This window comes from Derxia gummosa DSM 723, assembly GCF_000482785.1.
GTDB lineage: Bacteria > Pseudomonadota > Gammaproteobacteria > Burkholderiales > Burkholderiaceae_E > Derxia > Derxia gummosa.
This window is the reverse complement of the sequence record NZ_AXWS01000002.1, coordinates 1-22,861: the sequence shown is the minus strand read 5'-3', so window position 1 is coordinate 22,861 and position 22,861 is coordinate 1. Positions and strand designations below refer to the sequence as shown.

Annotated in this window: 35 protein-coding genes; 2 read left to right on the top strand and 33 right to left on the bottom strand. The window is 64.2% G+C overall.

Translation table 11 applies throughout. From position 1 onward, the window contains the following. Positions 1-93: 93 nt before the first annotated feature. A complete protein-coding gene (locus H566_RS0100575; RefSeq protein WP_034410092.1) occupies positions 94-663 on the bottom strand; it encodes a chalcone isomerase family protein in 570 nt (189 codons plus the stop codon). A 281-nt stretch (positions 664-944) separates the two neighbouring features. Here H566_RS0100575 and H566_RS0100570 point away from each other — a divergent pair, with 281 nt between their 5' ends. Then, on the top strand, positions 945-2,000 hold the full coding sequence (locus H566_RS0100570; protein ID WP_028309906.1) for an AraC family transcriptional regulator: 1,056 nt from the start codon (positions 945-947) through the stop codon (positions 1,998-2,000). Between the two features lie 93 nt (positions 2,001-2,093). Here H566_RS0100570 and H566_RS0100565 read toward each other — a convergent pair whose 3' ends face one another. Next, on the bottom strand, positions 2,094-2,852 hold the full coding sequence (locus tag H566_RS0100565; RefSeq protein WP_028309905.1) for an OmpW/AlkL family protein: 759 nt from the start codon (positions 2,850-2,852) through the stop codon (positions 2,094-2,096). Between the two features lie 289 nt (positions 2,853-3,141). Here H566_RS0100565 and H566_RS0100560 point away from each other — a divergent pair, with 289 nt between their 5' ends. Beyond that, positions 3,142-4,926, top strand: a complete 1,785-nt coding sequence (locus H566_RS0100560; RefSeq protein WP_028309904.1) for an AMP-binding protein — start codon at positions 3,142-3,144, stop codon at positions 4,924-4,926. Between the two features lie 85 nt (positions 4,927-5,011). Here the strand turns inward: H566_RS0100560 and dsbD are convergent, their stop codons facing one another. The 31 genes from dsbD to tuf all read right to left on the bottom strand — a co-directional run bounded on the left by dsbD (position 5,012) and on the right by tuf (position 22,861). Further along, on the bottom strand, positions 5,012-6,946 hold the full coding sequence (dsbD, locus tag H566_RS22045) for a protein-disulfide reductase DsbD (RefSeq protein WP_245591252.1): 1,935 nt from the start codon (positions 6,944-6,946) through the stop codon (positions 5,012-5,014). Positions 6,947-7,060: 114 nt separating this feature from the next. Beyond that, positions 7,061-7,465, bottom strand: a complete 405-nt coding sequence (gene rplQ / locus H566_RS0100550) for a 50S ribosomal protein L17 (RefSeq protein ID WP_028309903.1) — start codon at positions 7,463-7,465, stop codon at positions 7,061-7,063. A gap of 260 nt (positions 7,466-7,725) precedes the next feature. Continuing rightward, on the bottom strand, positions 7,726-8,700 hold the full coding sequence (locus H566_RS0100545; RefSeq protein WP_028309902.1) for a DNA-directed RNA polymerase subunit alpha: 975 nt from the start codon (positions 8,698-8,700) through the stop codon (positions 7,726-7,728). A gap of 214 nt (positions 8,701-8,914) precedes the next feature. Next, complete coding sequence (gene rpsD, locus H566_RS0100540; protein ID WP_028309901.1) at positions 8,915-9,538, bottom strand: 30S ribosomal protein S4; 624 nt, start codon at positions 9,536-9,538, stop codon at positions 8,915-8,917. A 130-nt stretch (positions 9,539-9,668) separates the two neighbouring features. Next, positions 9,669-10,073 carry a 30S ribosomal protein S11 gene (gene rpsK, locus H566_RS0100535; RefSeq protein ID WP_028309900.1) on the bottom strand — a complete coding sequence of 135 codons (405 nt, stop codon included), beginning with the start codon at positions 10,071-10,073 and terminating at the stop codon, positions 9,669-9,671. Between the two features lie 50 nt (positions 10,074-10,123). Further along, the gene (gene rpsM / locus H566_RS0100530; RefSeq protein ID WP_028309899.1) at positions 10,124-10,489 is read right to left on the bottom strand and encodes a 30S ribosomal protein S13; all 366 of its coding nucleotides are present in this window, start codon (positions 10,487-10,489) and stop codon (positions 10,124-10,126) included. Between the two features lie 28 nt (positions 10,490-10,517). Continuing rightward, positions 10,518-10,631 (bottom strand): 50S ribosomal protein L36, encoded by a 114-nt coding sequence (gene rpmJ, locus H566_RS27855; protein WP_084544585.1) that lies wholly within the window; start codon positions 10,629-10,631, stop codon positions 10,518-10,520. A gap of 28 nt (positions 10,632-10,659) precedes the next feature. Then, a complete protein-coding gene (gene infA, locus H566_RS0100525) occupies positions 10,660-10,878 on the bottom strand; it encodes a translation initiation factor IF-1 (protein ID WP_028309898.1) in 219 nt (72 codons plus the stop codon). 19 nt (positions 10,879-10,897) lie between these two features. Next, positions 10,898-12,211 (bottom strand): preprotein translocase subunit SecY, encoded by a 1,314-nt coding sequence (gene secY / locus H566_RS0100520; protein ID WP_028309897.1) that lies wholly within the window; start codon positions 12,209-12,211, stop codon positions 10,898-10,900. Positions 12,212-12,229: 18 nt separating this feature from the next. Continuing rightward, positions 12,230-12,667 (bottom strand): 50S ribosomal protein L15, encoded by a 438-nt coding sequence (rplO, locus tag H566_RS0100515; RefSeq protein WP_028309896.1) that lies wholly within the window; start codon positions 12,665-12,667, stop codon positions 12,230-12,232. 20 nt (positions 12,668-12,687) lie between these two features. After that, positions 12,688-12,870 carry a 50S ribosomal protein L30 gene (gene rpmD, locus H566_RS0100510; RefSeq protein ID WP_028309895.1) on the bottom strand — a complete coding sequence of 61 codons (183 nt, stop codon included), beginning with the start codon at positions 12,868-12,870 and terminating at the stop codon, positions 12,688-12,690. Between the two features lie 4 nt (positions 12,871-12,874). Beyond that, the gene (gene rpsE, locus H566_RS0100505) at positions 12,875-13,396 is read right to left on the bottom strand and encodes a 30S ribosomal protein S5 (protein WP_028309894.1); all 522 of its coding nucleotides are present in this window, start codon (positions 13,394-13,396) and stop codon (positions 12,875-12,877) included. A 10-nt stretch (positions 13,397-13,406) separates the two neighbouring features. Further along, a complete protein-coding gene (rplR, locus tag H566_RS0100500; protein ID WP_028309893.1) occupies positions 13,407-13,772 on the bottom strand; it encodes a 50S ribosomal protein L18 in 366 nt (121 codons plus the stop codon). Between the two features lie 12 nt (positions 13,773-13,784). Then, positions 13,785-14,318, bottom strand: a complete 534-nt coding sequence (rplF, locus tag H566_RS0100495) for a 50S ribosomal protein L6 (RefSeq protein WP_028309892.1) — start codon at positions 14,316-14,318, stop codon at positions 13,785-13,787. Between the two features lie 17 nt (positions 14,319-14,335). Further along, positions 14,336-14,731: a 30S ribosomal protein S8 gene (gene rpsH, locus H566_RS0100490; RefSeq protein ID WP_028309891.1), complete on the bottom strand. Its 396-nt coding sequence runs from the start codon at positions 14,729-14,731 to the stop codon at positions 14,336-14,338. A 20-nt stretch (positions 14,732-14,751) separates the two neighbouring features. Then, on the bottom strand, positions 14,752-15,057 hold the full coding sequence (gene rpsN / locus H566_RS0100485) for a 30S ribosomal protein S14 (protein WP_028309890.1): 306 nt from the start codon (positions 15,055-15,057) through the stop codon (positions 14,752-14,754). A 7-nt stretch (positions 15,058-15,064) separates the two neighbouring features. Continuing rightward, complete coding sequence (rplE, locus tag H566_RS0100480) at positions 15,065-15,604, bottom strand: 50S ribosomal protein L5 (RefSeq protein ID WP_028309889.1); 540 nt, start codon at positions 15,602-15,604, stop codon at positions 15,065-15,067. A gap of 10 nt (positions 15,605-15,614) precedes the next feature. Further along, a complete protein-coding gene (rplX, locus tag H566_RS0100475; RefSeq protein ID WP_028309888.1) occupies positions 15,615-15,929 on the bottom strand; it encodes a 50S ribosomal protein L24 in 315 nt (104 codons plus the stop codon). A 10-nt stretch (positions 15,930-15,939) separates the two neighbouring features. Continuing rightward, the gene (rplN, locus tag H566_RS0100470; protein ID WP_028309887.1) at positions 15,940-16,308 is read right to left on the bottom strand and encodes a 50S ribosomal protein L14; all 369 of its coding nucleotides are present in this window, start codon (positions 16,306-16,308) and stop codon (positions 15,940-15,942) included. Between the two features lie 153 nt (positions 16,309-16,461). After that, positions 16,462-16,734 carry a 30S ribosomal protein S17 gene (gene rpsQ, locus H566_RS0100465; protein WP_028309886.1) on the bottom strand — a complete coding sequence of 91 codons (273 nt, stop codon included), beginning with the start codon at positions 16,732-16,734 and terminating at the stop codon, positions 16,462-16,464. Beyond that, the gene (gene rpmC, locus H566_RS0100460; protein ID WP_028309885.1) at positions 16,731-16,925 is read right to left on the bottom strand and encodes a 50S ribosomal protein L29; all 195 of its coding nucleotides are present in this window, start codon (positions 16,923-16,925) and stop codon (positions 16,731-16,733) included. The genes rpsQ and rpmC overlap by 4 nt, the downstream gene beginning before the upstream one ends. A 15-nt stretch (positions 16,926-16,940) precedes the next feature. Continuing rightward, a complete protein-coding gene (gene rplP / locus H566_RS0100455) occupies positions 16,941-17,357 on the bottom strand; it encodes a 50S ribosomal protein L16 (protein WP_028309884.1) in 417 nt (138 codons plus the stop codon). Next, positions 17,341-18,132, bottom strand: coding sequence for a 30S ribosomal protein S3 (rpsC, locus tag H566_RS0100450; RefSeq protein WP_028309883.1), 792 nt, complete (start codon positions 18,130-18,132; stop codon positions 17,341-17,343). The genes rplP and rpsC overlap by 17 nt, the downstream gene beginning before the upstream one ends. Before the next feature lie 8 nt (positions 18,133-18,140). Next, a complete protein-coding gene (gene rplV, locus H566_RS0100445) occupies positions 18,141-18,476 on the bottom strand; it encodes a 50S ribosomal protein L22 (protein ID WP_034410088.1) in 336 nt (111 codons plus the stop codon). A gap of 3 nt (positions 18,477-18,479) precedes the next feature. Beyond that, positions 18,480-18,755, bottom strand: coding sequence for a 30S ribosomal protein S19 (gene rpsS / locus H566_RS0100440; protein ID WP_028309881.1), 276 nt, complete (start codon positions 18,753-18,755; stop codon positions 18,480-18,482). A gap of 12 nt (positions 18,756-18,767) precedes the next feature. Continuing rightward, on the bottom strand, positions 18,768-19,592 hold the full coding sequence (rplB, locus tag H566_RS0100435; protein ID WP_028309880.1) for a 50S ribosomal protein L2: 825 nt from the start codon (positions 19,590-19,592) through the stop codon (positions 18,768-18,770). Then, positions 19,592-19,903 carry a 50S ribosomal protein L23 gene (gene rplW, locus H566_RS0100430; protein ID WP_028309879.1) on the bottom strand — a complete coding sequence of 104 codons (312 nt, stop codon included), beginning with the start codon at positions 19,901-19,903 and terminating at the stop codon, positions 19,592-19,594. Before rplW ends, rplB begins: the two co-directional genes overlap by 1 nt. Beyond that, positions 19,900-20,508 carry a 50S ribosomal protein L4 gene (gene rplD, locus H566_RS0100425; RefSeq protein WP_028309878.1) on the bottom strand — a complete coding sequence of 203 codons (609 nt, stop codon included), beginning with the start codon at positions 20,506-20,508 and terminating at the stop codon, positions 19,900-19,902. The genes rplW and rplD overlap by 4 nt, the downstream gene beginning before the upstream one ends. 12 nt (positions 20,509-20,520) lie before the next feature. After that, positions 20,521-21,177: a 50S ribosomal protein L3 gene (rplC, locus tag H566_RS0100420; RefSeq protein ID WP_028309877.1), complete on the bottom strand. Its 657-nt coding sequence runs from the start codon at positions 21,175-21,177 to the stop codon at positions 20,521-20,523. 106 nt (positions 21,178-21,283) lie between these two features. After that, positions 21,284-21,595 (bottom strand): 30S ribosomal protein S10, encoded by a 312-nt coding sequence (gene rpsJ / locus H566_RS0100415; RefSeq protein WP_028309876.1) that lies wholly within the window; start codon positions 21,593-21,595, stop codon positions 21,284-21,286. A gap of 75 nt (positions 21,596-21,670) precedes the next feature. Next, a complete protein-coding gene (gene tuf / locus H566_RS0100410; RefSeq protein ID WP_028309875.1) occupies positions 21,671-22,861 on the bottom strand; it encodes an elongation factor Tu in 1,191 nt (396 codons plus the stop codon).

Here is a 22,861-nt window from a genome sequence, read left to right as displayed (position 1 = left end):
GCGTTGGCGTTGGCGTTGGCGTTGGCGTTGGCGTTGGCGTTGGCGTTGGCGTTGGCGTTGGCGTCCAGGATGTGGCCGGCGGCTGCGTATGGCTCAACCCGGCGGCTGACCGAGCAGTGCCCGCTTGAGTGCCGCATCGGCCGGCTGCTCGCCGAGCCAGACGCGCAGCAGCGCGCGGGCAAACGCGGCATCCGCCACCTCGCCGCGCGGCTCGCCGTTGACGGCCACCGCGACGCCGCGCGCGCCGAAGTCGAGCGCGATCACGTCGCCCTCGCGTGCCCTGCCGATGCCGCGAAAGATGCGCTCGAGCCGCTCCTCGGACGCGGCCAGCGCCGGGAGCTGGGCCTCCGTCGTGTTCGCCCGCAAGCCTTCGTGCAGCGCACCGAACAGCGTGTCGGCCTCGACCTCGCGCAGCAGGTGCAGCACGAGGCGGCGCGGCGCCGTCGTCTCGATCGCCGCCTGCGCCGATGCCGGCCGCTCGACCGCGTACAGGGCCGCCGCGTACACCTTGAACATGAAGCGCGTGCGCAGGCCCGCACCTACCAGCGCCAGTTCGCGGCCCTCGGCCTGCTGGCTGTCGGGCAGACGCGCGCCGGCAATATCGACGGCCAGTGCCGACACCGGCGGCAGCGCGAACGCGGCCGCGAGCAGCAGCAGGCGCATGGCCGCTCGAAGCCGGCGCCGGCTTATCCTGCAATGCGGATGAATCTTCTGTTCGGTCATGGTCCGGGCTCCGGCGGAAACGGGCGAGGGGCGCGCCGCGCCTTCGGCTCGCGGCGCAGGGGACGGATTCTGCTGGTCGCCTTTCCCCGCGGGCGAGGTCGCTGCCGGTCAGCATCGAGTGCCTGCCGGACGGCTACGTATGGGGATTTTCCGTGTTGATGCCTGGCGCCGCGGGTCAACACAATCGGGCGCTGCCCAGCCTTCACTGCCGCGCCATGCCGATGCCCGCTTCCCTCGCCCACGTCACCGACGACCTCCTCGACCGCGTCCCGGCCGACAAGGCCTATTCCGCGCAGCGCATCGCCGCGGTGGTCGAGGCCGGCGCCGAGCTTGGCATCGATGCCGCCCTGCTGCTCGACGGCAGCGGCATCGCGCCGGCCGAGTTGCGCGATCCGGCACTGCTCACCTCGCTGCGCCAGCTGATGCGGGTGCATCGCAATGCGCTCGCGCTGACGCGCGATCCCGCCCTGCCCTTTCGCGTCGCGCGACGGCTGCGGCTGTCCCAGTTCGGCATGTACGGCTATGCGCTGCTGTGCTGTTCGTCGGTGGACGAGATCGTCGATTTCACGACCCGCTACCACGCGCTGACCGCGCCCGTCACCGAGATGACCTGGGCGGTCGAGCGCGACGCCGTCGTCTGCCGGCTCGCGCCGAACGCGGCCGTGCCGGTGCCGGCCGAGCTGTACCGGTTCGGGCTTGCGGTCGTGCTCGGCATCATCGTCGGCATGAGCCGCGACCTGTTCGGCGAGCGCGGCCAGCCGGTGGACGCACGCATCGCTCACGACGGCGACGCGCGCCTGCGCGAGCTGTACGAATGGCATCTCGAATGCCCCGTGCAATTCGGCGCCGACCGCACCGAGCTGCGCTTCGACCCCGCGCTGCGCGACCTGCCGCTGCCGCTCGGCAGCCCGCTCAGCAAGGCGATGGCCACCGAAGCCTGCGACCGCCTGCTCGCGCGCGCCGGCGAAGCGGCCTCGTTCACCGCGCGGGTCGAACGCATGCTCATGCGGATGCCGGGCGAGTTCTGCGACATGGACACCACCGCCGCGCGGCTCAACATCACCGCGCGCACGCTGCGCCGCAAGCTCGAAGCCGAAGGCAGCTCCTTCAGCGAACTGCTCGCTCGGGTGCGGCGCGATCTCGCCATCGACTACCTGCGCAACACGCGCATGAGCACCGACAACATCGCGGCCGCGCTCGGCTTCAGCGACGGCGCCAACTTCCGCCACGCCTTCCGCCGCTGGACCGGCCGCACGCCGGGCGAGTACCGGCGCTGACCGGCCCGCGCCGCCATCCCGGCTTGCAATCGCTTGCAAAGGGCTGCGGACGATGGAGGGCGCGCAGTCGCGCCGCCAGCGCCGCCGCCCCTCTCAGAAGGTGCGCGTCACACCCAGGTACATGATGACCGGGTTGATATCCAGCTTGCCTTCGCTCCTGACCACGGCGCCGGTCGGCAGCGTGGTGGTGAGCTTGGCGGTGGCGTCGAGCGGCATGTACGACACCGAGGCGATCGCGCCCCAGTTCTTGTCGAATGCGTAGGTGGCGCCGACGTTGAACACCGGCTTGAGCCGGCCATCGACGCTCGCAGTCGTGACGCCGGCACCGCTCGCGCCGCGCGTGAGCTTGAGTGACAGCGCCTGCTGGAACTGCGGCGTGATGCGGATCTCGTCGAACCACGTGTACGCAGCGCCCAGGCCCACATAGGGGCGGAAACGGTCGGTCGGCTCGTTGAAGTGCCAGCGCAGCAGCACGGGCACGCTGTACTGGCGCACGGTGGCGAGCGGGTTGATCGCGTCGGCCCCGAGCGTGCCGGTGCCCTTGAGCGTGTGCTTGGGCGGCACGCCACCGAGCACCTCGATGCCGATGTTGTCGGTGATGAAGTACTCGTAGGTAAAGGCCAGCGTGGTCTCGGCACTGATCGTGAAGCCGCTGCCGGCTTGCGGTCCGCCGCCGGCAGCCGCCGGCACGTTGGTGATGTTGAGCGGATCACTGCTGTCGTTGGGCTGGTAGCGCAGCGCGCCGACCGACACGACATGCGATCCGGCGGTCTGGGCCATGGCAGGCAGGGCAAGGCCGAATGCCAGCGTTGCGGCGGCGATCGGCTTCAGGCGATGGGCAAGGGCTTGCATGCGTATCTCCTCGTGTCGCGGTTGGCCGCGCCGGCCAACCGCTGCTCGTTATGTGGTGGCGCCGATGGTCGGCGGGCGCGGCGAAACGCGCCTAGGTGCACCGGGGACGCCACCGGGTCCGACGCGGACAGCGCCGGGATAACCCCGGTCCGTCCGCGACACACCCGGTTGCGTCCCGACGGCACATCGCGGCAGCCCGAGGTGGCGCGAACAATGCCTCGCCATGATGACCACCCCCGCTCCGCTCGCATCACCGGATAAGCCGGTGCCCGACGACCTGTTCGCCTCGATGGCCGGGCCGCGTCCCTGGCTGGCACATTACCCGCCGGGCGTGCCGGCAGACATTGAGGCTCTTCCCGCAGCCACGCTGGCCCGGCTGCTCGACAGCGCCTTCGCGCGTCATGCGCGACGCACCGCCTTCACCTGCCTCGGGGCGCGCATGAGCTATGCGCGGCTCGATGCGCTGTCGCGGGCCTTCGCGGCCTGGCTTCAGGCACGCGGCATGGCGCCGGGCGGCCGTGTCGCGGTGATGCTGCCCAATCTCATGAGCTGGCCCGTGGCGGCGGCAGGCGTGATCCGCGCCGGCTCCGTGCTGGTGAACGTGAACCCGCTCTACACCGCGCGCGAGCTGGCACACCAGCTCGCCGACAGCGGTGCAGAGGCGATCGTCGTGCTCGACAAGGTGACGCCCTCGCTCGCCGAAGCGCTGCCGGCGACACGCATCCGCGTGATCGTGGTCGCGAGCGCCGGCGATTTGCTCGGCCCGCTGCGTGGCGCGGCGACCGACTTCGTGCTGCGCCATGTACGCAAGGAAGTGCCGGCAATGACGCTGCCCGGCGCGGTCAGGCTGCCGCGCGCGCTGGCCGAGGGACGCCGGCTGCAGAGCCGCGCGCCCGATCCCGCGCCCGACGATGTGGCGGTGCTCCAGTACACCGGCGGCACGACCGGCACGGCCAAGGGCGCGATGCTCAGCCATCGCAACCTGCTGGCCAACCTCGCGCAGTCGCGCGCCTGGCTGGCGCCTGCGTGGACGGAGGACGGGCAGAAGGCGGTGGGCGCGGATCACGGCGCGGACAGGAATACGGGCGCGGGCGCCGATCGGAACGCGAACGTCGCCTCGGCAACATCTGTCGACGCCGGTGCGAATGCCGAGCCGCTCACGGTGCTGATCGCACTGCCGCTTTATCACGTGTTCGCGTTCACGGTCGGGGCGCTGCTATTCATGGAGCTGGGCGGCCACGCGGTGCTGGTGCCCGATCCGCGTCGCATCGACGGGCTTGTCGCGTTGCTGAAGAGGCATCGCATCCACGTCTTTCCGGCGGTGAACACGCTGTTCCGCGAGCTGACGCGGCATCCGCGTATCGGAGAGGTGGATTTCTCGGCGCTGCGGCTGTCAATCGGCGGTGGCATGGCGGTGCAGCCCAGCGTCGCGGCCGACTGGCGGCGCGTGACCGGCAGCAACATCGTCGAGGGCTACGGGTTGTCGGAAACCTCGCCGATCGTGGCTTGCAATCCGGTCACGACCGAGGGCTTCACCGGCAGCATCGGTCTGCCGCTGCCGTCCACGGCGATCTCGATTCGCGACGACGACGGCCTGACCGAGCTGGCGCACGGCGTGCCGGGCGAGATCTGCGTGCGCGGGCCGCAGGTGATGGCGGGCTACTGGAATCGCCCCGCTGAAACCGCCCAGGCCTTCACGCCCGACGGCTGGCTGCGTACCGGCGACATCGGCGTGATGGATGGCGAGGGCCGCACCGTCATCGTCGACCGCAAGAAGGACATGGTGCTGGTGTCGGGCTTCAACGTGTACCCCAACGAGATCGAGGCGCTGGTCGCGGCGCATCCGGGCGTGGCCGAGTGCGCGGTGATCGGCGTGCCCGACGAGCATTCGGGCGAGGCGGTGAAGCTGGTGGTGGTGCGCCGCAACGCCGCGCTCGACACTGCCACCCTGACGGCGTTCTGCCGCGACCGGCTCGCGGGCTACAAGCGGCCGAAGATCATCGAGTTCCGCGACGTGCTGCCCAAGAGCCAGGTCGGCAAGGTGCTCAGGCGCAGCCTGCGCGAGCGGGAGTGAGAAGGTCGGCGGACGGCGCCGCTTCACGAGCGGGGCGGCCTGCGGGCGGGCGGGCCCGCGGAAGAGCGCCGCGCCCTTGCCTTGTTCAGTTCAGCGCGCCACTGCCCGGCACGCTCGCCACGCGCGACATTCGCGCGGCGGCCTCGGCGCGGTCGAGCGAGCGGCCGAAGGTGGCGGCATCCTCGAAACCGATCACGCGCTGGCGGTCCAGCTCGCGGCCGTCCGGCCCGAAGAACACGATGCCCGGCGGCCCGAACAGCCCGAAGCGGCGCAGCAGCGCGCGATGCGCGTCGGCGTTGGCAGTGACGTCGGCGCGCAGCAGCAGCATGCCGGCCAGGCGCCCGGCGATCGCCGGATCGGCGAAGGTGAAGCGCTCCATCTCCTTGCAGCTCACGCACCAATCCGCATAGAAGTCGAGCATCACGAGCCGGCCACGCGCTTGCCCGAGCGCCGTGTCGAGCGAGGCGAGGCTGTCGATCGGCTGCCAGTGGCCGGCCGACTCCGCGCCTTGAGACGTCGTCGGCTCGGCGGTCGCGGTCTGCGCCGCCACCGCGCCCGTCGCCGCGCGCGCCGAGGCAGGTACCGCGAGCGGCCGCAGCACGTCGCGCCCGCCGCTCGCCACGCCCACGACCTGTACCGCGCCGAGCGCGAACAGCAGATAGCCGATGCCCTTGCCCAGCCGTGCCGCCGCGCCCGAGCCCGCCGGCTGGGTCTCGAACACGCCGAGCAGCGCCGCGCCGATGAAGGCCAGCGTTGCCCAGGCCAGCATCGCCGCCCAGTCGGGCAGCACCGGCGCCAGCATCCACACCGCGGTCGCCAGCAGCAGCAGGCCGAAGAAGCGCTTGACCGCCTCCATCCAGGCGCCCGCGCGTGGCAGCAGCGTGCCCGCCGACAGCCCGAGCAGCAGCAGCGGCACGCTCATGCCCGCCGCCAGCGAGAACAGCGCCAGCCCGCCGATCAGCACATCGCGCGTCTGCGAGATGTAGAGCAGCGCGCCGGCGAGCGGCGCCGCCACGCAGGGACCGACGATGAGCGCGCTGAGCGCGCCCATCACGAATACACCGCGGTAGCGCCCGCCATGCTGGCGTCCCGATGCCGACGCGAGCCGCGACTGCCAGTTCGCCGGCAGCTGCAATTCATAGAAGCCGAACATCGACAGCGCCATGCCCGCGAGCAGCGCGGCGAACAGCGCCAGCACCCAGGGTTTTTGCAAGGTCGCGGCCAGGCCTTCGCCGGCCAGACCGGCCGCCACGCCGATCGCGGTATAGACCAGCGCCATGCCGAGCGAATATGCAAGCGCGAGCGTGAAGCCACGCCCCCGGTTCGGCTTGCGCGGCGAGCCTTCCCCGCCAGCGTGATGCGTCTGACCGACGATGATCGAGGCGAGGATCGGCAGCATCGGCAGCACGCAGGGCGTGAAGCTCAGCAGCAGACCAAGCAGCAGGAATACCGGGACCACCGCCGCCACCGAGCGCGAAGCCAATGCGCCGGCGATGCGGTCCGCCGGCGCCTCGGCGCTGCCCTCGCTCGCCACGCGCGCGGGATCGAGATGCGCGACGCGGGTCTCGGGCGGATAGCACAGGCCCTTGTCGGCGCAACCCTGGAGCTTCGCCGTGAAATCGAAGGCGCCGCCGGCCTGCGCGACCGGCACGCGCACGACGATCTCGCCGCGATGCGTCTCGACCTCCTTGCCGAAGTTCTCGTCGAATTTCACCTTGCCCGGCGGCACCTCAGCCTCGCCGAGCGTCGCGCCCTCGGCCGAAAAGGCGAAACGGTCGTGATAGACGTAGTAGCCGTCCGCCACCGTGAAGCGCGCCTCGACCGCCAGCCCGCCCCCCCCGGACACGAGACGCGCGTCCATGCGGAATGCGTCGGTCGGATCGAGAAAGTCGTCGGCCGCTTGCGCGCCAGCGGTCAGCACCAGCAGCGCGACGCCGATCGCCATGCCGCGCAGCACGGCCGTCCGGCCCGCGGAAATCACCGCCACCATCACGGCAGCGAGCAAAAGCACCTGATCCATCGTCATCCGCCTGCAATTGTTCGCGTCCGTCAACCGTCCGTCACCCGCTTTCGACGGGCAAGAAAAAAGCCGGGCGAACCCGGCTTTCTCGTGGTCGGCTGAGACGCCTGAAGCTTACGCCTCGGTCGCTTCCGTCGAAGCTTCCTCGGTCTCTTCGACTTCCGGACGATCGACCAGTTCGACGAAGGCCATCGGCGCGTTGTCGCCGACGCGGAAACCCATCTTGAGGATGCGCAGATAGCCACCCGGACGGGTCGCGTAGCGCGGGCCGAGCACGTTGAAGATCTTCACGACGGAATCACGGTCGCGCAGACGGTCGAAGGCGAGGCGGCGGTTGGCCAGCGACGGGGTCTTGCCCAGGTTGATCAGGGGTTCGACGAACTTGCGCAGATCCTTGGCCTTGGGAAGCGTGGTCTTGATCGCTTCGTGCTGGATCAGCGAGTTGGCCATGTTGCGGAACATGGCGATACGGTGTGCCGAAGTCCGGTTGAACTTGCGAAGGCCGTTACGGTGACGCATGGCGTTTCCTTTGTGTTGTCCCGGTCCGCGAGCGGTCGGGCACGGTTGTCGGCGGGCACCGGGCTGAAGCTCAGCCTTGTGCAGTTCACCCGCCTCAGTGAAAGGCCCGCGAGTCTAGCTGAATCGTGGGCCGCGAAAACCTCTTGCTGCTTCGCGGGACGACGGCTGCGCCATCGTCCCGCGCCGACCGGTCCGCAGACTGGCCGTTGTGAGGCCGGTCATGACGACCGTCCCGCTGTGCGGCCTCACAGCCGCACCGATCACTTCTCGATTCCGACCGGGGGCCAGTTGTCGATCTTCATGCCGAGCGACAGGCCGCGCGAGGCCAGCACTTCCTTGATCTCGTTCAGCGACTTGCGGCCGAGGTTCGGCGTCTTGAGCAGTTCGTTCTCGGTGCGCTGGATCAGGTCACCGATGTAGAAGATGTTCTCGGCCTTCAGGCAGTTGGCCGAACGCACCGTCAGTTCGAGATCGTCCACCGGACGCAGCAGGATCGGATCGACGGTCGGGCGGCCGGCTTCGGCGCGCACGGTCGTGTCGGCCATGCCTTCGAGCGCCGCGAACACCGACAGCTGATCGACCAGGATGCGGGCCGACTGGCGGATCGCCTCTTCCGGCGTGATGACGCCATTGGTCTCGATATGCATCACCAGCTTGTCGAGGTCGGTACGCTGCTCGACACGGGCCGACTCGACCGCGTAGCTAACCTTGCGCACCGGCGAGAACGACGCATCGAGAACGATGCGACCGATCTGCTTGTACTCCTCGCCCAAGTTGCGCATCGTGCCCGGCACATAGCCACGGCCGCGTTCGACCTTGATCTGCATGTCGAGCTTGCCGCCAGCGGTCAGGTGGGCAATGACGTGATCGGGATTGATGATCTCGACGTCATGCGAGACGTCGATGTCACCGGCGGTCACGACACCCGGCGCATCCTTCTTGAGGGTGACGATGGCTTCGTCACGGTTGTGGAGCTTGAAGGTCACGCCCTTGAGGTTCAGCAGCAGATCGACAACGTCTTCCTGCATGCCGTCGATCGTCGAGTACTCGTGCACCACGCCGGCGATCGAGACTTCGGTCGGCGCGAAACCAACCATCGACGACAGCAGCACGCGGCGCAGCGCGTTGCCGAGCGTATGACCATAGCCACGCTCGAACGGCTCCATCGTCACGCGCGCGACGTTCGGCGCGATGGTTTCGACCTCGATCGCACGGGGCTTGAGAATGCTTTGCATTGACTGGATTTCCTGTCGAATACCCTCGGCTCGTTACACCGATAAGGCTGAAGGGCGACCCTGGACAAACAAGGCAGCGAGCCGGGTCACAACCATCGCTGCCGATGACGGAACAAATCGTCCCGCCAGAAATGACATAAGCCGAGGTCGCGCCCAGCGCGGTCCTCGACTTGATGTGACACCGCCCGGACGAACCGGGCGGCGCTCATGCAGATCAGCGCGAATACAGTTCGACGATCAGCGACTCGTTCACGTCCTGCGCGACTTCCGAGCGATCCGGAACATTCTTGAACGTGGCTTCGAGCTTGTTCTTGTCCACCGACACCCAGCCCGGCACGCCGACGGTTTCGGACAGCTGCAGCGATTCCTGGATACGGGCCTGCTTCTTGGCCTTTTCACGCACGGCGATGATGTCGCCCGGCTTGACCTGGATCGATGCGATGTTCACGACTTGACCGTTCAGGGTCAGCGCCTTGTGACTGACCAGTTGACGCGCTTCGGCACGGGTCGAACCGAAACCGATGCGATACACGACGTTGTCGAGGCGCGATTCGAGCAGGGCGATGAGGTTTTCACCGGTATTGCCCTTGCGACGATCGGCTTCGGCGAAATAGCGGCGGAACTGACGCTCCAGCACACCGTACATGCGCTTGACCTTTTGCTTTTCACGCAGTTGCGTGCCGAAGTCCGAGGTGCGCGAACCCGAGGTGCGACCATGCTGACCGGGCTTGCTGTCGAGCTTGCACTTCGAGTCCAGCGAGCGACGCGCGGACTTCAGGAAAAGATCGGTGCCTTCGCGGCGGGAAAGTTTGGCCTTGGGGCCGATATAACGTGCCATCTTGAAATTCCTGGGTGGTGTCTTCGCGGCAGGGCAACAGCCCCCGCGTCAGCCCACACCGGATGTGCGGGCAATGGACTTGGTCGGAAGGGCCGCGATCATACGCGAACCGATCCGATTTGCATCTGAATCAGATGCGACGACGCTTGGGCGGACGGCAGCCGTTGTGCGGAACCGGCGTCACATCGGCGATCTGAGTGATCTTGATGCCAAGCGAGTTCAATGCGCGAACCGCAGATTCGCGACCCGGGCCAGGACCCTTGATGCGAACTTCGAGGTTCTTGATGCCGCATTCCAGCGCTACACGACCGGCCGATTCGGCCGCGACCTGGGCTGCGAAGGGTGTCGACTTGCGCGACCCCTTGAAGCCTTGGCCACCGGACGTCGCCCAGGACAGCGCATTGCCCTGACGATCGGTGATCGTAATGATGGTGTTGTTGAACGATGCGTGAACGTGAGCGATGCCTTCAGCAACGTTCTTGCGGACCTTCTTGCGGGCGCGTTGCGACGCGGCCGCGTTCGATGCTTTCGCCATTGCGAATTTCCTTCGGGATGCTGTGCGAACCGAGCGAGCGACTCAGTCGATCACTTCTTCAGCGACTGCGGCGCCTTGCGCGGGCCCTTGCGGGTACGAGCGTTGGTGCGGGTGCGTTGGCCACGGCAAGGCAGGCCCTTGCGATGACGCAGACCGCGATAGCAGCCGAGGTCCATCAGACGCTTGATCGACATCGTGACTTCACGACGCAGATCGCCTTCGACCGTCAGCTTGCCGATTTCGTCGCGCAGCTTTTCGAGGTCACCGTCGGACAGGTCCTTGACCTTCTTGTTCATCGGCACGCCGGCAGCGTCGCAAATCTTGCGCGCGGTCGAACGGCCGATACCGTAGATAGCGGTCAGACCGATCTCGGTGTGCTGATGATTCGGAATGTTGACGCCAGCGATACGTGCCATTTCAGTTTTCCTTCGTTACCGCCGGCACTCAGCCCTGGCGTTGCTTGTGACGCGGATCCGTGCAGATGACACGCACCACGCCGTTGCGCTTGATGATCTTGCAGTTTCTGCAGATCCGCTTAACCGAAGCGTTTACCTTCATGTCGGGACTCCCAAAACCCTGTTCTTGACTACTTGGCGCGGAAAACGATTCGCGCCCGGCTCAGATCGTACGGCGTCAATTCCACCGTGACCTTGTCCCCCGGAAGAATACGGATGTAATTCATTCGCATTTTTCCGGAGATATGCCCGAGCACGACATGACCGTTTTCGAGCTTGACGCGGAACGTGGCATTCGGAAGGTTTTCCAATACCTCGCCCTGCATCTGGATTACATCGTCTTTCGCCATACCTGTCCTGGAGGTTGCCTTAACGGGAAGGCGAACCGGCTCCCTTGAAGTTGGCCTTCTTCAGCAGATTCTCGTATTGGTGCGACATCACATACGCCTGAACCTGCGCCATGAAATCCATCGTCACGACAACGATGATCAGCAGAGACGTGCCACCGAAATAGAACGGAACGTTCTTCCAGAGAATCAGGAACTCTGGCAGCAGGCAAACCAGCGTGATGTAGATCGCGCCGACCAACGTCAATCGCATCAGGATCTTGTCGATGTAGCGCGCGGTCTGCTCACCAGGCCTGATACCCGGCACCACGGCACCACTCTTCTTCAGGTTGTCCGCCGTCTCCTTGCTGTTGAAGACGAGCGCCGTATAGAAGAAGCAGAAGAACACGATCGCGGCCGCATACAGCATCACGTACGGCGGCTGCCCCGGCGACAACGTGGCCGAGATATCACGCAACCAGCGCATCGATTCACTGCTGCTGAACCAATTCGTCAGCGTGGCCGGAAACAGGATGATTGACGACGCGAAGATCGGCGGAATCACACCTGCCATGTTCAGCTTCAGCGGGAGATGCGAGCTCTGACCTCCGTAGATGCGATTGCCGACCTGCCGCTTCGCATAATTGACGACGATCTTTCGCTGCCCACGCTCGACGAACACGACGAACATGGTTACCAGCACAACCAGCGCCAGAATCACGATGGCGGCAAACGGACCCACTGAACCATTGCGCACCAGATCGAACGAACTGACCAGCGCATTCGGCAAACCGGCTGCAATACCCCCGAAGATGATGATCGAGATTCCGTTACCCAGACCACGTTCGGTGATCTGTTCGCCCAACCACATCAGGAACATCGTCCCGGTCACGAGCGATACGACCGTCGTGAACTTGAACAGGAAGCCGGGACTGATCACCAATCCCGCCTGCGACTCCAGCGCCACGGCAATACCGAAAGCCTGAAAAGTCGCAAGCAACACCGTTCCATAACGGGTGTACTGCGTGATCTTGCGACGCCCTGCCTCACCTTCCTTCTTGAGCGCTTCGAGTTGCGGCGAAACGATAGCAAGGAGCTGCATGATGATCGACGCCGAGATGTACGGCATGATCCCCAATGCAAATACGGTGAAACGGGAAAGCGCACCGCCGGAGAACATGTTGAACATGTCCAGAATTCCGCCCTTGCCGAAAAGCTTTGCGATCTGGGTCGGATCAATTCCCGGCACCGGAATATGGGCGCCGATCCGATACACCAGCAAAGCCAGCAGCAAGAAAACGATTCGGCGCTTCAGATCGCCGAATCGTCCCTTCTGGGCAGCAGTCGCTGTTGCCAACGTGCTCTCCTGACTCGATTACTCGAGTGAACCACCAGCGGCTTCGATCGCCGCCTTGGCACCCGCAGTCGCGCCAATCCCGCGCAGCACGACCTTCTTCGTCAGCGAACCCGACAGCACGACCTTGGCCGCGATGGTGAGTTGCGGGACAACGCCGGCCGCCTTCAGCGACAGGAGATCAATCGCACCTTCGGTCGAACCCAGCGCCTCAAGATCCGACAGACGGACCTCGGCATTGAATTCCTTGGTCAGCGACTTGAAGCCTCGCTTCGGGAGGCGACGCTGCAGCGGCATCTGGCCGCCTTCGAAGCCCACCTTGTGGAAACCGCCGGCACGCGACTTCTGGCCCTTGTGACCGCGACCTGCAGTCTTGCCCAGACCCGAGCCGATACCGCGACCGACACGACGCTTCGCGTGTTTGGCGCCCTCGCCGGGCTTGATGTCATTCAGTTTCATGCTGATCACTCCGCCGGGTCTCACTCAACCTTGAGCAGGTAAGACACCTTGTTGATCATCCCGCGCACTTCCGGCGTATCCACCAGTTCGCGGCTGCTGTTCAGGCGCTTGAGGCCGAGGCCGCGCACCGTGGCGCGATGCGACTCACGGGTGCCGATGACGCTACGGACGAGCGTGACCTTGATCTTCTTCGCTTCGGTCATGGCATTACCCCAGGATCTCTTCGATCGACTTGCCGCGCTTGGCAGCAATCTCGGCCGGCGTGTTCATGGCTTGGAGACCGTTCAGCGTGGCACGAACCATGTTGTACGGATTCGTCGAGCCGAGACTCTTCGCCACGACGTTGGTCACGCCGAGCACTTCGAAGATCGCGCGCATCGGACCGCCCGCGATCACGCCGGTACCTTCCTTGGCAGGCGACATCAGCACCGTCGAGGCGCCGTGCTTGCCGACAACCGAGTGTTGCAGCGTGCCGCCCTTAAGCGACACCTTGAACATCTTGCGGCGGGCTTCGTCCATCGCCTTCTGGACAGCGACCGGCACTTCGCGCGCCTTGCCCTTGCCCATGCCAACACGGCCGTCGCCGTCGCCAACCACGGTCAGAGCGGCGAAACCGAGAATCCGGCCACCCTTCACAACCTTGGTGACGCGGTTCACCGCGATCATCTTTTCTTTCAGGCCGTCATCGCGCTCTTCGCCGCCCGCGACCTTCGCTTGCACTTTCGCCATCGTCGTGTCCTTAGAACTTCAGGCCGGCTTCACGCGCAGCGTCAGCGAGCGCCTTGATGCGACCGTGGTAACGGAAACCGGAACGGTCGAAAGCGACGGACTCGATGCCCGCAGCCTTGGCCTTCTCGGCAACGCGCTTGCCCACCAGGGCGGCGGCGGCAACGTTGCCGCCACGGCCGGTCTGCCCGGCCAACTGATCGCGCACTTCCTTCTCCAACGTGGAGGCAGAGGCGAGAATGGTTCCGCCGTCGGCGGCAATCACGTTCGCGTAGATGTGCGTGTTGGTGCGATGCACCGCCAGACGCACAACGCGAAGTTCGGCGATCTTGGCTCGCGTCTGAGTCGCGCGGCGCAGGCGAGATTCCTTCTTGTTCATAGCCTGGCTCCGTTACTTCTTCTTCGTTTCCTTGATCACCACTCGCTCGTCCGAGTAGCGAACACCCTTACCCTTGTAAGGCTCGGGAGGACGATAGGCGCGGATCTCGGCAGCAACCTGACCGACGGCCTGCTTGTTCGAACCCTTGATGACGATTTCCGTCGGGGTCGGCGTCTCGGCCTTCACACCAGCGGGCAGCGTGTGCACGACCGGATGCGAGAAACCGAGCGACAGGTTGAGCTTGTCGCCCTGAACCTGTGCCTTGTAGCCAACGCCGATCAGGGTGAGCTTGCGCTCGAAGCCCTTGGTGACGCCGGTCACGAGGTTGTTAACGATCGCGCGCAGCGTACCCGACATCGCATTCGCTTCACGGCTCTCGTCGAGGACCGTGAACTGAACCTTGCCGTCAACGATTTCAACGCCGACCTTCGGATGGCGGGCCTGGCTGAGCGTGCCCAGCGGACCCTTGACGGTGATCGTCTGCTCGTCGAACGCGACTTCCGCGCCCTTCGGCAGCTCGATCGGAGCCTTACCAACACGAGACATTCTTCATTCCTCCCGGATCAGGCGACGTAGCACAGGACTTCGCCACCGACACCCGCGGCACGTGCACGACGGTCCGTCATCACGCCCTTCGACGTCGAGACGATCGCCACGCCGAGGCCATTCATGACCTGGGGAATGCCGTCGCGGCCCTTGTAAATGCGAAGACCAGGCTTCGATACGCGCTCGATACGGTCGATGACCGGACGACCCGCGTAATACTTAAGCTCGATGCTGAGGGTGGCCTTGCCATCCTCGGTCTTCACCAAAAAGCTCTCGATGTAGCCTTCGTCCTTCAGCACGTTCGCGATCGCGACCTTGAGCTTCGACGAGGGCATTTCGACAACCTTGCGCTCGACTTGTTGACCGTTGCGGATGCGGGTCAGCATGTCGGCGATGGGATCACTCATACTCATAGCGTTCTCCGTCCGTCGACTTACCAGCTGGCCTTGACCATGCCCGGCACTTCGCCGCGCATCGCCGCTTCACGCAGCTTGATGCGACCAAGACCGAACTTGCGGAAGGTGCCGCGGGGGCGTCCGGTCACCGTGCAGCGATTGCGCTGACGGGTCGGATTGGAATTGCGCGGCAGTTGCTGCAGCTTCAGACGCGCTTCGTAGCGCTCTTCGTCCGACTTCGACTGGTCGTCGATGATCGCCTTCAGGGCTGCGCGCTTGCCGGCGTACTTATCCGCCAGTGCCGCGCGCTTGATCTCGCGATTGATTAGGCTAAGCTTCGCCATGCCGACCTCAATTCTTGAACGGGAACTTGAAGGCAGCGAGAAGCGCCTTGGCTTCATCGTCCGACTTCGCGGTGGTGGTGATGCTGATGTTCAGCCCACGGAGCGCATCAACCTTCTCGTACTCGATTTCCGGGAAGATGATCTGTTCCTTGACGCCCATGTTGTAGTTGCCGCGGCCGTCGAACGCCTTGCCCGAAATGCCTCGGAAGTCGCGAACACGCGGCAGCGCGATGGTCACGAGGCGATCCAGGAATTCGTACATGCGCACGCCACGCAGCGTGACCATGCAGCCGATCGGATAGCCCTGACGAATCTTGAAGCCCGCGATAGCCTTGCGGGCCTTCGTCACGACAGGCTTCTGGCCAGCAATCTTGGTCATGTCGCCAACGGCGTGCTCAATGACCTTTTTGTCCGAGATCGCTTCACCCACACCCATGTTCAGCGTGATCTTGGTGATACGCGGCACTTCCATGACCGACTTGTAGCCGAACTTGGCCGTCAGATCGGCGACGACCTTCTCGCGGTAGAACTCTTGCAGTCTTGCCATCGTCGTCACCTCAAGCCTTAACCAGTTCGCCGCTCTTCTTGAAGAAGCGCTGAGCTTGGCCGTCTTCGATCTTCACGCCAACGCGCGAGGCCTTCCCGGCCTTGGCGTCAAACAGCGCGACGTTCGAAATGTGAAGCGGCATGGTCTTGTCGACGATGCCACCCTGGACACCCTTCATGGGGTTCGGGCGAACATGCTTCTTCGCGACGTTCACGCCTTCGACGAGGACGTGATCGACATCGACACGCTGCAGCACGACGCCGCGCTTGCCCTTGTCCTTGCCGGTCAGCACGACGACTTCGTCGCCCTTGCGAATCTTGTTCATCTGCCGCTCCTTACAGAACTTCCGGCGCCAGCGAGACGATTTTCATGAATCGCTCGGTGCGCAGCTCGCGAGTGACCGGCCCGAAGATGCGGGTGCCGATCGGCTCAAGCTTATTGTTCAGGAGGACGGCAGCATTGCCGTCGAAACGGACGAGGGAGCCATCTTGGCGACGAACACCCTTGGCGGTCCGAACGACGACGGCGTTGTACACCTCGCCCTTCTTGACGCGACCACGGGGCGCAGCGTCCTTGACGCTCACCTTGATGATGTCCCCGATACTCGCGTACCGGCGCTTGGAGCCGCCGAGCACCTTGATGCACATGACAGTACGCGCACCGGTGTTATCAGCGACATCCAGAGTCGATTGCATCTGGATCATGGATTTGTCCCAACTTAAGCCAAGGCGAATTCGCCTTGGTCAGTCTTGGTCCCGTCAGGCAAGGCCTGCTTGGGAAGAGGCTCACGCACAAGGCGCGAGAAGGAAAGCAAAAAACTATAGCTTGACGCCGTCGCAGCGTCAAGCTTCTCTACCTCAGACGACTTGAGCCTGGGCGATTCGACGGGTCACGACCCACGATTTAGTCTTCGAGATCGGACGGGATTCGCTGATCTCGACCGTGTCGCCGGTATGGCAATCACCGGCTTCATCGTGAGCGTGGTACTTCTTCGAGCGCTTGATGAACTTGCCGTAAAGCGGGTGCTTGACTCGCGTCTCAACCAGCACGACGACCGTCTTGTTCATCTTGTCGCTCACGACGCGACCTTGCAGGACGCGACGCAACGTGGACTTGGTTTCGGTGTTCATTGCTTGCTCGCCTTCTCATGAAGGACCGTCTTGACACGAGCGATGTCGCGACGCACGCGCGACAGCTGCGCGGGGTTCGACAGCTGCTGTGTGGCGTGCTGCATGCGCAGACCAAAATGGGCCTTCAGCAGGTCCTTGAGTTCGGCCTCGAGCGCCGGGACGTCCTTGGCGCGGAGTTCACTAGCCTTCATTGCTTGCTCCCTGCGTCAAGCGCCGACCTGGCGCGTGACAAAGATCGTCGGCAGCGGCAGCTTCGCCGCCGCGAGGCGGAAAGCTTCGCGGGCGAGCGATTCGTCGACGCCGTCCATTTCGTAGAGCACCTTGCCCGGCTGAATCTCAGCCACGTAGTACTCGGGGTTGCCCTTACCGTTACCCATACGGACTTCGGCAGGCTTTTGCGAGATCGGCTTGTCCGGGAAGATACGAATCCAGATGCGACCGCCACGCTTGATATGGCGGGTCATCGCACGACGAGCCGCTTCGATCTGGCGGGCCGTCAGACGACCGCGACCGATTGCCTTCAGGCCGTACTCACCGAACGACACCGAAGCGCCGCGAGTCGCCAGACCGGTGTTGCGGCCCTTCTGTTCCTTGCGGTACTTCCGCCTAGCTGGCTGCAGCATCCTTCTCTCCTTCAACCTTGCGGGCGGGCTTGCCGCCGTCGCGAGTGCCGCGGCCACGCGGCGGACGACCGTCCTTCGGACCCGGGCGACCCGGGCGACGACCACGCTTCTCTTCTTCGGGCTCGGCCACGGTCGGCGCTTCACCGCGGGCCAGCAGATCGCCCTTGTAGACCCAGACCTTGATGCCGATCACACCGTAGGTGGTGCGAGCTTCATCGAAGCCGTAGTCGATGTCGGCGCGAAGCGTATGGAGCGGCACACGGCCTTCGCGATACCACTCGGTGCGGGCGATTTCGATGCCGTTCAGACGGCCCGACGACATGATCTTGATACCCTGGGCACCCAAACGCATGGCGTTCTGCATCGCACGCTTCATCGCACGGCGGAACATGATCCGCTTCTCGAGCTGCTGGGCGATGCTGTTGGCGATCAACTGGGCGTCGATCTCGGGCTTGCGGATTTCCTCGATGTTCACGTGAACCGGAATACCCAGCAGGCGCTGCAGATCGGCCTTCAGCGTCTCGATGTCCTCGCCCTTCTTGCCGATGACGACACCAGGACGCGAGCTGAAGATCGTGATGCGGGCGTTCTTCGCCGGGCGTTCAATGAGCACGCGACCAACCGATGCATTCTTCAGCTTCTTCTTCAAGTACTCGCGGACACGGATGTCATCGCCGAGCATCTGCGGGTAGTCACGACCGTTGGCATACCAGCGCGACGACCAGTTGCGCGTGACCGAGAGCCGGAACCCGGTAGGGTGGATTTTCTGTCCCATGTCTTTCCTCAGTCGCCGACGACCACGTAAACGTGGCAAGTGCGCTTCAGGATGCGATTGCCGCGGCCCTTGGCGCGCGCGGTAAACCGCTTCATCGGGGTGCCTTCCTCGACGTGGATGCGCTTGATCCGCAGCTCGTCGATATCGGCGCCGTCGTTGTGCTCGGCATTTGCGATTGCCGAGTCAACAACCTTCTTGATGATCGTCGCGGCACGCTTCGGGCTGAAAGCCAGCACGTTGAGTGCCTTGTCGACCTTCAGGCCGCGGATCTGGTCGGCCACGAGGCGACCCTTTTGGGCCGACAGGTGAACGCCACGCAGGGTGGCGGTGGTTTCGATTGCCATGGCTTACCTCTTCGCCTTCTTGTCCGCAGCGTGCCCCTTGAAAGTGCGGGTGAGCGCGAACTCGCCGAGCTTGTGGCCGACCATGTTCTCGGACACGTACACGGGCACGTGCTGGCGGCCGTTATGCACGGCGATCGTCAGGCCGACGAAGTCGGGCATGATCGTCGAGCGACGCGACCAGGTCTTGATCGGGCGCTTGTCGTTCGAAGCGCGCGCGGCGTCCACCTTGTGCACGAGGTGCGCATCGACGAACGGTCCCTTCTTGATGGAACGAGACATTCAGTCCTCCGCTTATTTCTTACGGCGCTGGACGATCATGCTCGTCGTGCGCTTGTTGCTACGCGTGCGGTAGCCCTTGGCCGGCGTACCCCACGGGCTGACCGGCTCACGGCCTTCGCCCGTACGACCCTCACCACCACCGTGCGGGTGATCGATCGGGTTCATCGCCGTACCGCGCACCGTCGGGCGGATACCGCGCCAGCGGTTCGCACCGGCCTTGCCGATCTGACGCAGGCTGTGTTCCTCGTTGCCGACTTCACCGATGGTCGCGCGACACTCGATGTGCACCTTGCGGATTTCACCGGAACGCAGACGAAGCTGAGCGTAGATGCCTTCCTTCGCGAGCAGCTGAACGCTGGTACCGGCCGAACGCGCGATCTGCGCCCCCTTGCCCGGGAGCATCTCGACGCAGTGGATGGTGGTACCAACCGGAATGCTACGAATGGGGAGGGCATTGCCAGCCTTGATCGGCGCTTGCGGACCGCTCTGCAGCTGGGCACCGACATCAATTCCCTTGGGGGCAATGATGTAGCGACGCTCGCCGTCCGCGTAGCACAGCAGGGCGATGTTCGCCGAGCGGTTCGGGTCGTATTCCAGACGCTCGACCTTCGCGATGATGCCGTCCTTGTTACGACGGAAATCAACGAGGCGATAGTGCTGGCGATGACCACCACCTTTGTGACGGGTGGTGATGTGACCATTGTTGTTGCGACCGGCAGTCTTGGACTGCGGCTCGACGAGCGAGGCAACCGGGCGACCCTTGTAAAGATTCGGGTTCACCACCTTGACCACGCCGCGACGTCCCGGGGACGTCGGCTTGACTTTGACGAGGGCCATTACTTCGCCTCCAACGCCTGGAAGTTGATTTCCTGACCGGGCTTCAAGCAGACAAAGGCCTTCTTCTCGTGATCACGACGGCCGATCGTGCGGCCGAAACGCTTCACCTTGCCCTTGCGGTTGCTCACCTGCACCGACTCCACCTGCACGTCGAAAAGCTTTTCGACGGCGGCACGGATTTCCGGCTTGGTCGCATCGCGCAGAACGCGGAACACGACCTGTTCGTGCTTGTCGGCAACGAATGTCGACTTCTCGGAAATCACCGGCGCCAGCAGGACCTTGTACAAACGCTCTTCGCTGAAGTTGCTCATGCCAGGATCTCCTGAATCTTGTCGATCGCGGCCTTCGTGATCACGACGTTCTGGTAGCGAACCAGCGACAGCGGATCGGCCTGACCCGGCTCCACGACCTCAACGTGAGCGAGATTGCGCGAGGCCAGGAACAGGTTTTCATCGACGCTGTCGGTAATCAGAAGAACCGATTGCAGACCCAGCGCCTTCAGCTTTTCAGCGAGCAGCTTGGTCTTCGGAGCTTCAACCGAGAACGAATCGATGACCGACAGGCGACCTTCGCGGGCTAGCTGCGAGTAGATCGACTGCATGCCGGCGCGGTACATCTTCTTGTTCACCTTCTGGGTGAAGTTCTCCTCGGGGGAGTTCGGGAAGATGCGACCGCCGCCACGCCACAGCGGGCTCGACGACATACCGGCACGGGCACGGCCCGTGCCCTTCTGGCGCCACGGCTTCTTGGTCGTGTGCTTGACCTGCTCGCGATCTTTTTGAGCGCGGTTGCCCGAACGGGCATTCGCCTGATACGCGATGATGATCTGGTGAATCAGGGGCTCGTTGTACTCGCGACCGAAAATCGTGTCGGGAGCGCTGACGGTACCTTCATTGCCCAGGAGCTTGAGTTCCATTGCGTTCGCTCCTTATGCCTTGGCCTTGACGGCCGGCGTGATGATCACGGAGCCACCCTTCGCGCCCGGAACAGCACCCTTGACCAGCAGCAACTGACGCTCGGCGTCGACACGCGCGATCTCGAGGTTCTGGACCGTACAGATCACATCACCGAGATGACCCGTCATGCGCTTGCCGGGGAACACGCGACCCGGATCCTGAGCCATACCGATGGAGCCCGGGACATTGTGCGAACGCGAGTTGCCGTGCGAGGCACGGTTGGACGAGAAGTTGTGACGCTTGATCGTGCCGGCATAGCCCTTACCGATCGACGTGCCTTGCACATCAACCTTCTGGCCAGCACTGAACAGATCAACACCAACGACCGAACCGGCAGGCAGTTCGGCGGCCTTGCCTTCGTCGACGCGAAATTCGCGGACGAGGGAGCCGGCCTCGACGCCTGCCTTAGCCAGATGGCCGGCTTGCGCCTTGGTGACGCGCGATGCACGACGCGTACCGTAGACGACCTGGACGGCAGCATAGCCGTCCACTTCGAGGGACTTGACTTGGGAAACGCGGTTGTTCGACACGTCCAGCACGGTCACGGGGATGGAATCACCATCGTCCGTGAAGATGCGGGTCATACCGACCTTCCGCCCAATCAGACCCAATTGGGAGCGAAGACCCATTGTTATCTCCAAACCCGGCTGCGATTGGCCGGACCAAAAAATTCGCGCCCGCACGAAGCGGGCGAAGCCATTGATTATGGCGTGCGGCTCTCGCCGCAGTCAAGCTTTACTGGAGCTTGATTTCCACATCGACACCCGCCGGCAGATCCAGCTTCATCAGCGCATCGACCGTCTTTTCGGTCGGATCGACGATGTCCATCAGACGCTGATGGGTACGGATCTCGAACTGGTCGCGCGAGGTCTTGTTGACGTGCGGCGAACGCAGGACGTCGAAGCGCTGGATACGTGTCGGCAGCGGCACCGGGCCCTTGACAACCGCGCCAGTGCGCTTGGCCGTATCGACGATTTCGAGCGCCGACTGGTCGATCAGACGGTAGTCGAAGGCCTTGAGGCGAATGCGGATCTTCTGGTTTTGCATGTAGTGCTCCAAAGAACGGAATGACGTCGATCAGCGATTTCCGGCGATCGTTCTGATCGTCGGAAATGTCGATCATTACTCGATGATCTTCGCGACGACGCCGGCGCCGACGGTACGGCCACCTTCACGGATGGCGAAGCGCAGGCCCTCTTCCATGGCGATCGGGGCGATCAGCTTGACGGTGATCGACACGTTGTCGCCCGGCATGACCATTTCCTTGTCCTTCGGCAACTCGATCGCGCCGGTCACGTCCGTCGTGCGGAAGTAGAACTGCGGGCGATAGTTGTTGAAGAACGGGGTGTGGCGGCCGCCCTCTTCCTTGCTGAGAACATAGACCTCGGCGGTGAAGTGGGTATGGGGCTTGATCGAGCCCGGCTTGCACAGCACCTGGCCGCGCTCGACGTCTTCGCGCTTGGTGCCGCGCAGCAGGATGCCGACGTTGTCGCCAGCCTGACCCTGGTCGAGCAGCTTGCGGAACATTTCGACGCCCGTGCAGGTCGTCTTGACGGTCGCCTTGATGCCGACGATTTCGATTTCGTCGCCGACCTTGACGATGCCGCGCTCGACGCGACCGGTCACGACCGTGCCGCGACCCGAGATCGAGAACACGTCTTCGACGGGCATCAGGAAGGTGCCGTCAACGGCGCGCTCGGGCGTCGGGATGTAGGTGTCGAGGGCTTCGGCGAGCTTGTAGATGGCTTCTTCGCCGAGTTCGCCCTTGTCGCCTTCAAGGGCGAGCTTGGCCGAGCCCTTGACGATCGGGGTGTCGTCGCCGGGGAAGTCGTACTTGCTGAGCAGTTCGCGCACTTCCATTTCGACGAGCTCAAGCAGTTCGGCGTCGTCGACCATGTCCGCCTTGTTCAGGAAGACGATGATGTAGGGCACGCCGACCTGACGGGCCAGCAGGATGTGCTCACGCGTTTGCGGCATCGGACCATCGGCAGCCGAGCACACCAGGATCGCGCCGTCCATCTGGGCGGCGCCGGTGATCATGTTCTTGACGTAGTCGGCGTGACCCGGGCAGTCGACGTGCGCGTAGTGGCGGTTGGCCGTTTCGTACTCGACGTGCGCGGTGTTGATCGTGATGCCGCGCGCCTTTTCTTCCGGCGCCGCGTCGATCTGATCGTAGGCCTTGGCTTCGCCACCGAACTTGCGCGACAGCACCGTCGTGATCGCCGCCGTCAGCGTCGTCTTGCCGTGGTCAACGTGACCAATCGTGCCCACGTTCACGTGCGGCTTGGTCCGTTCAAACTTGCTCTTTGCCAT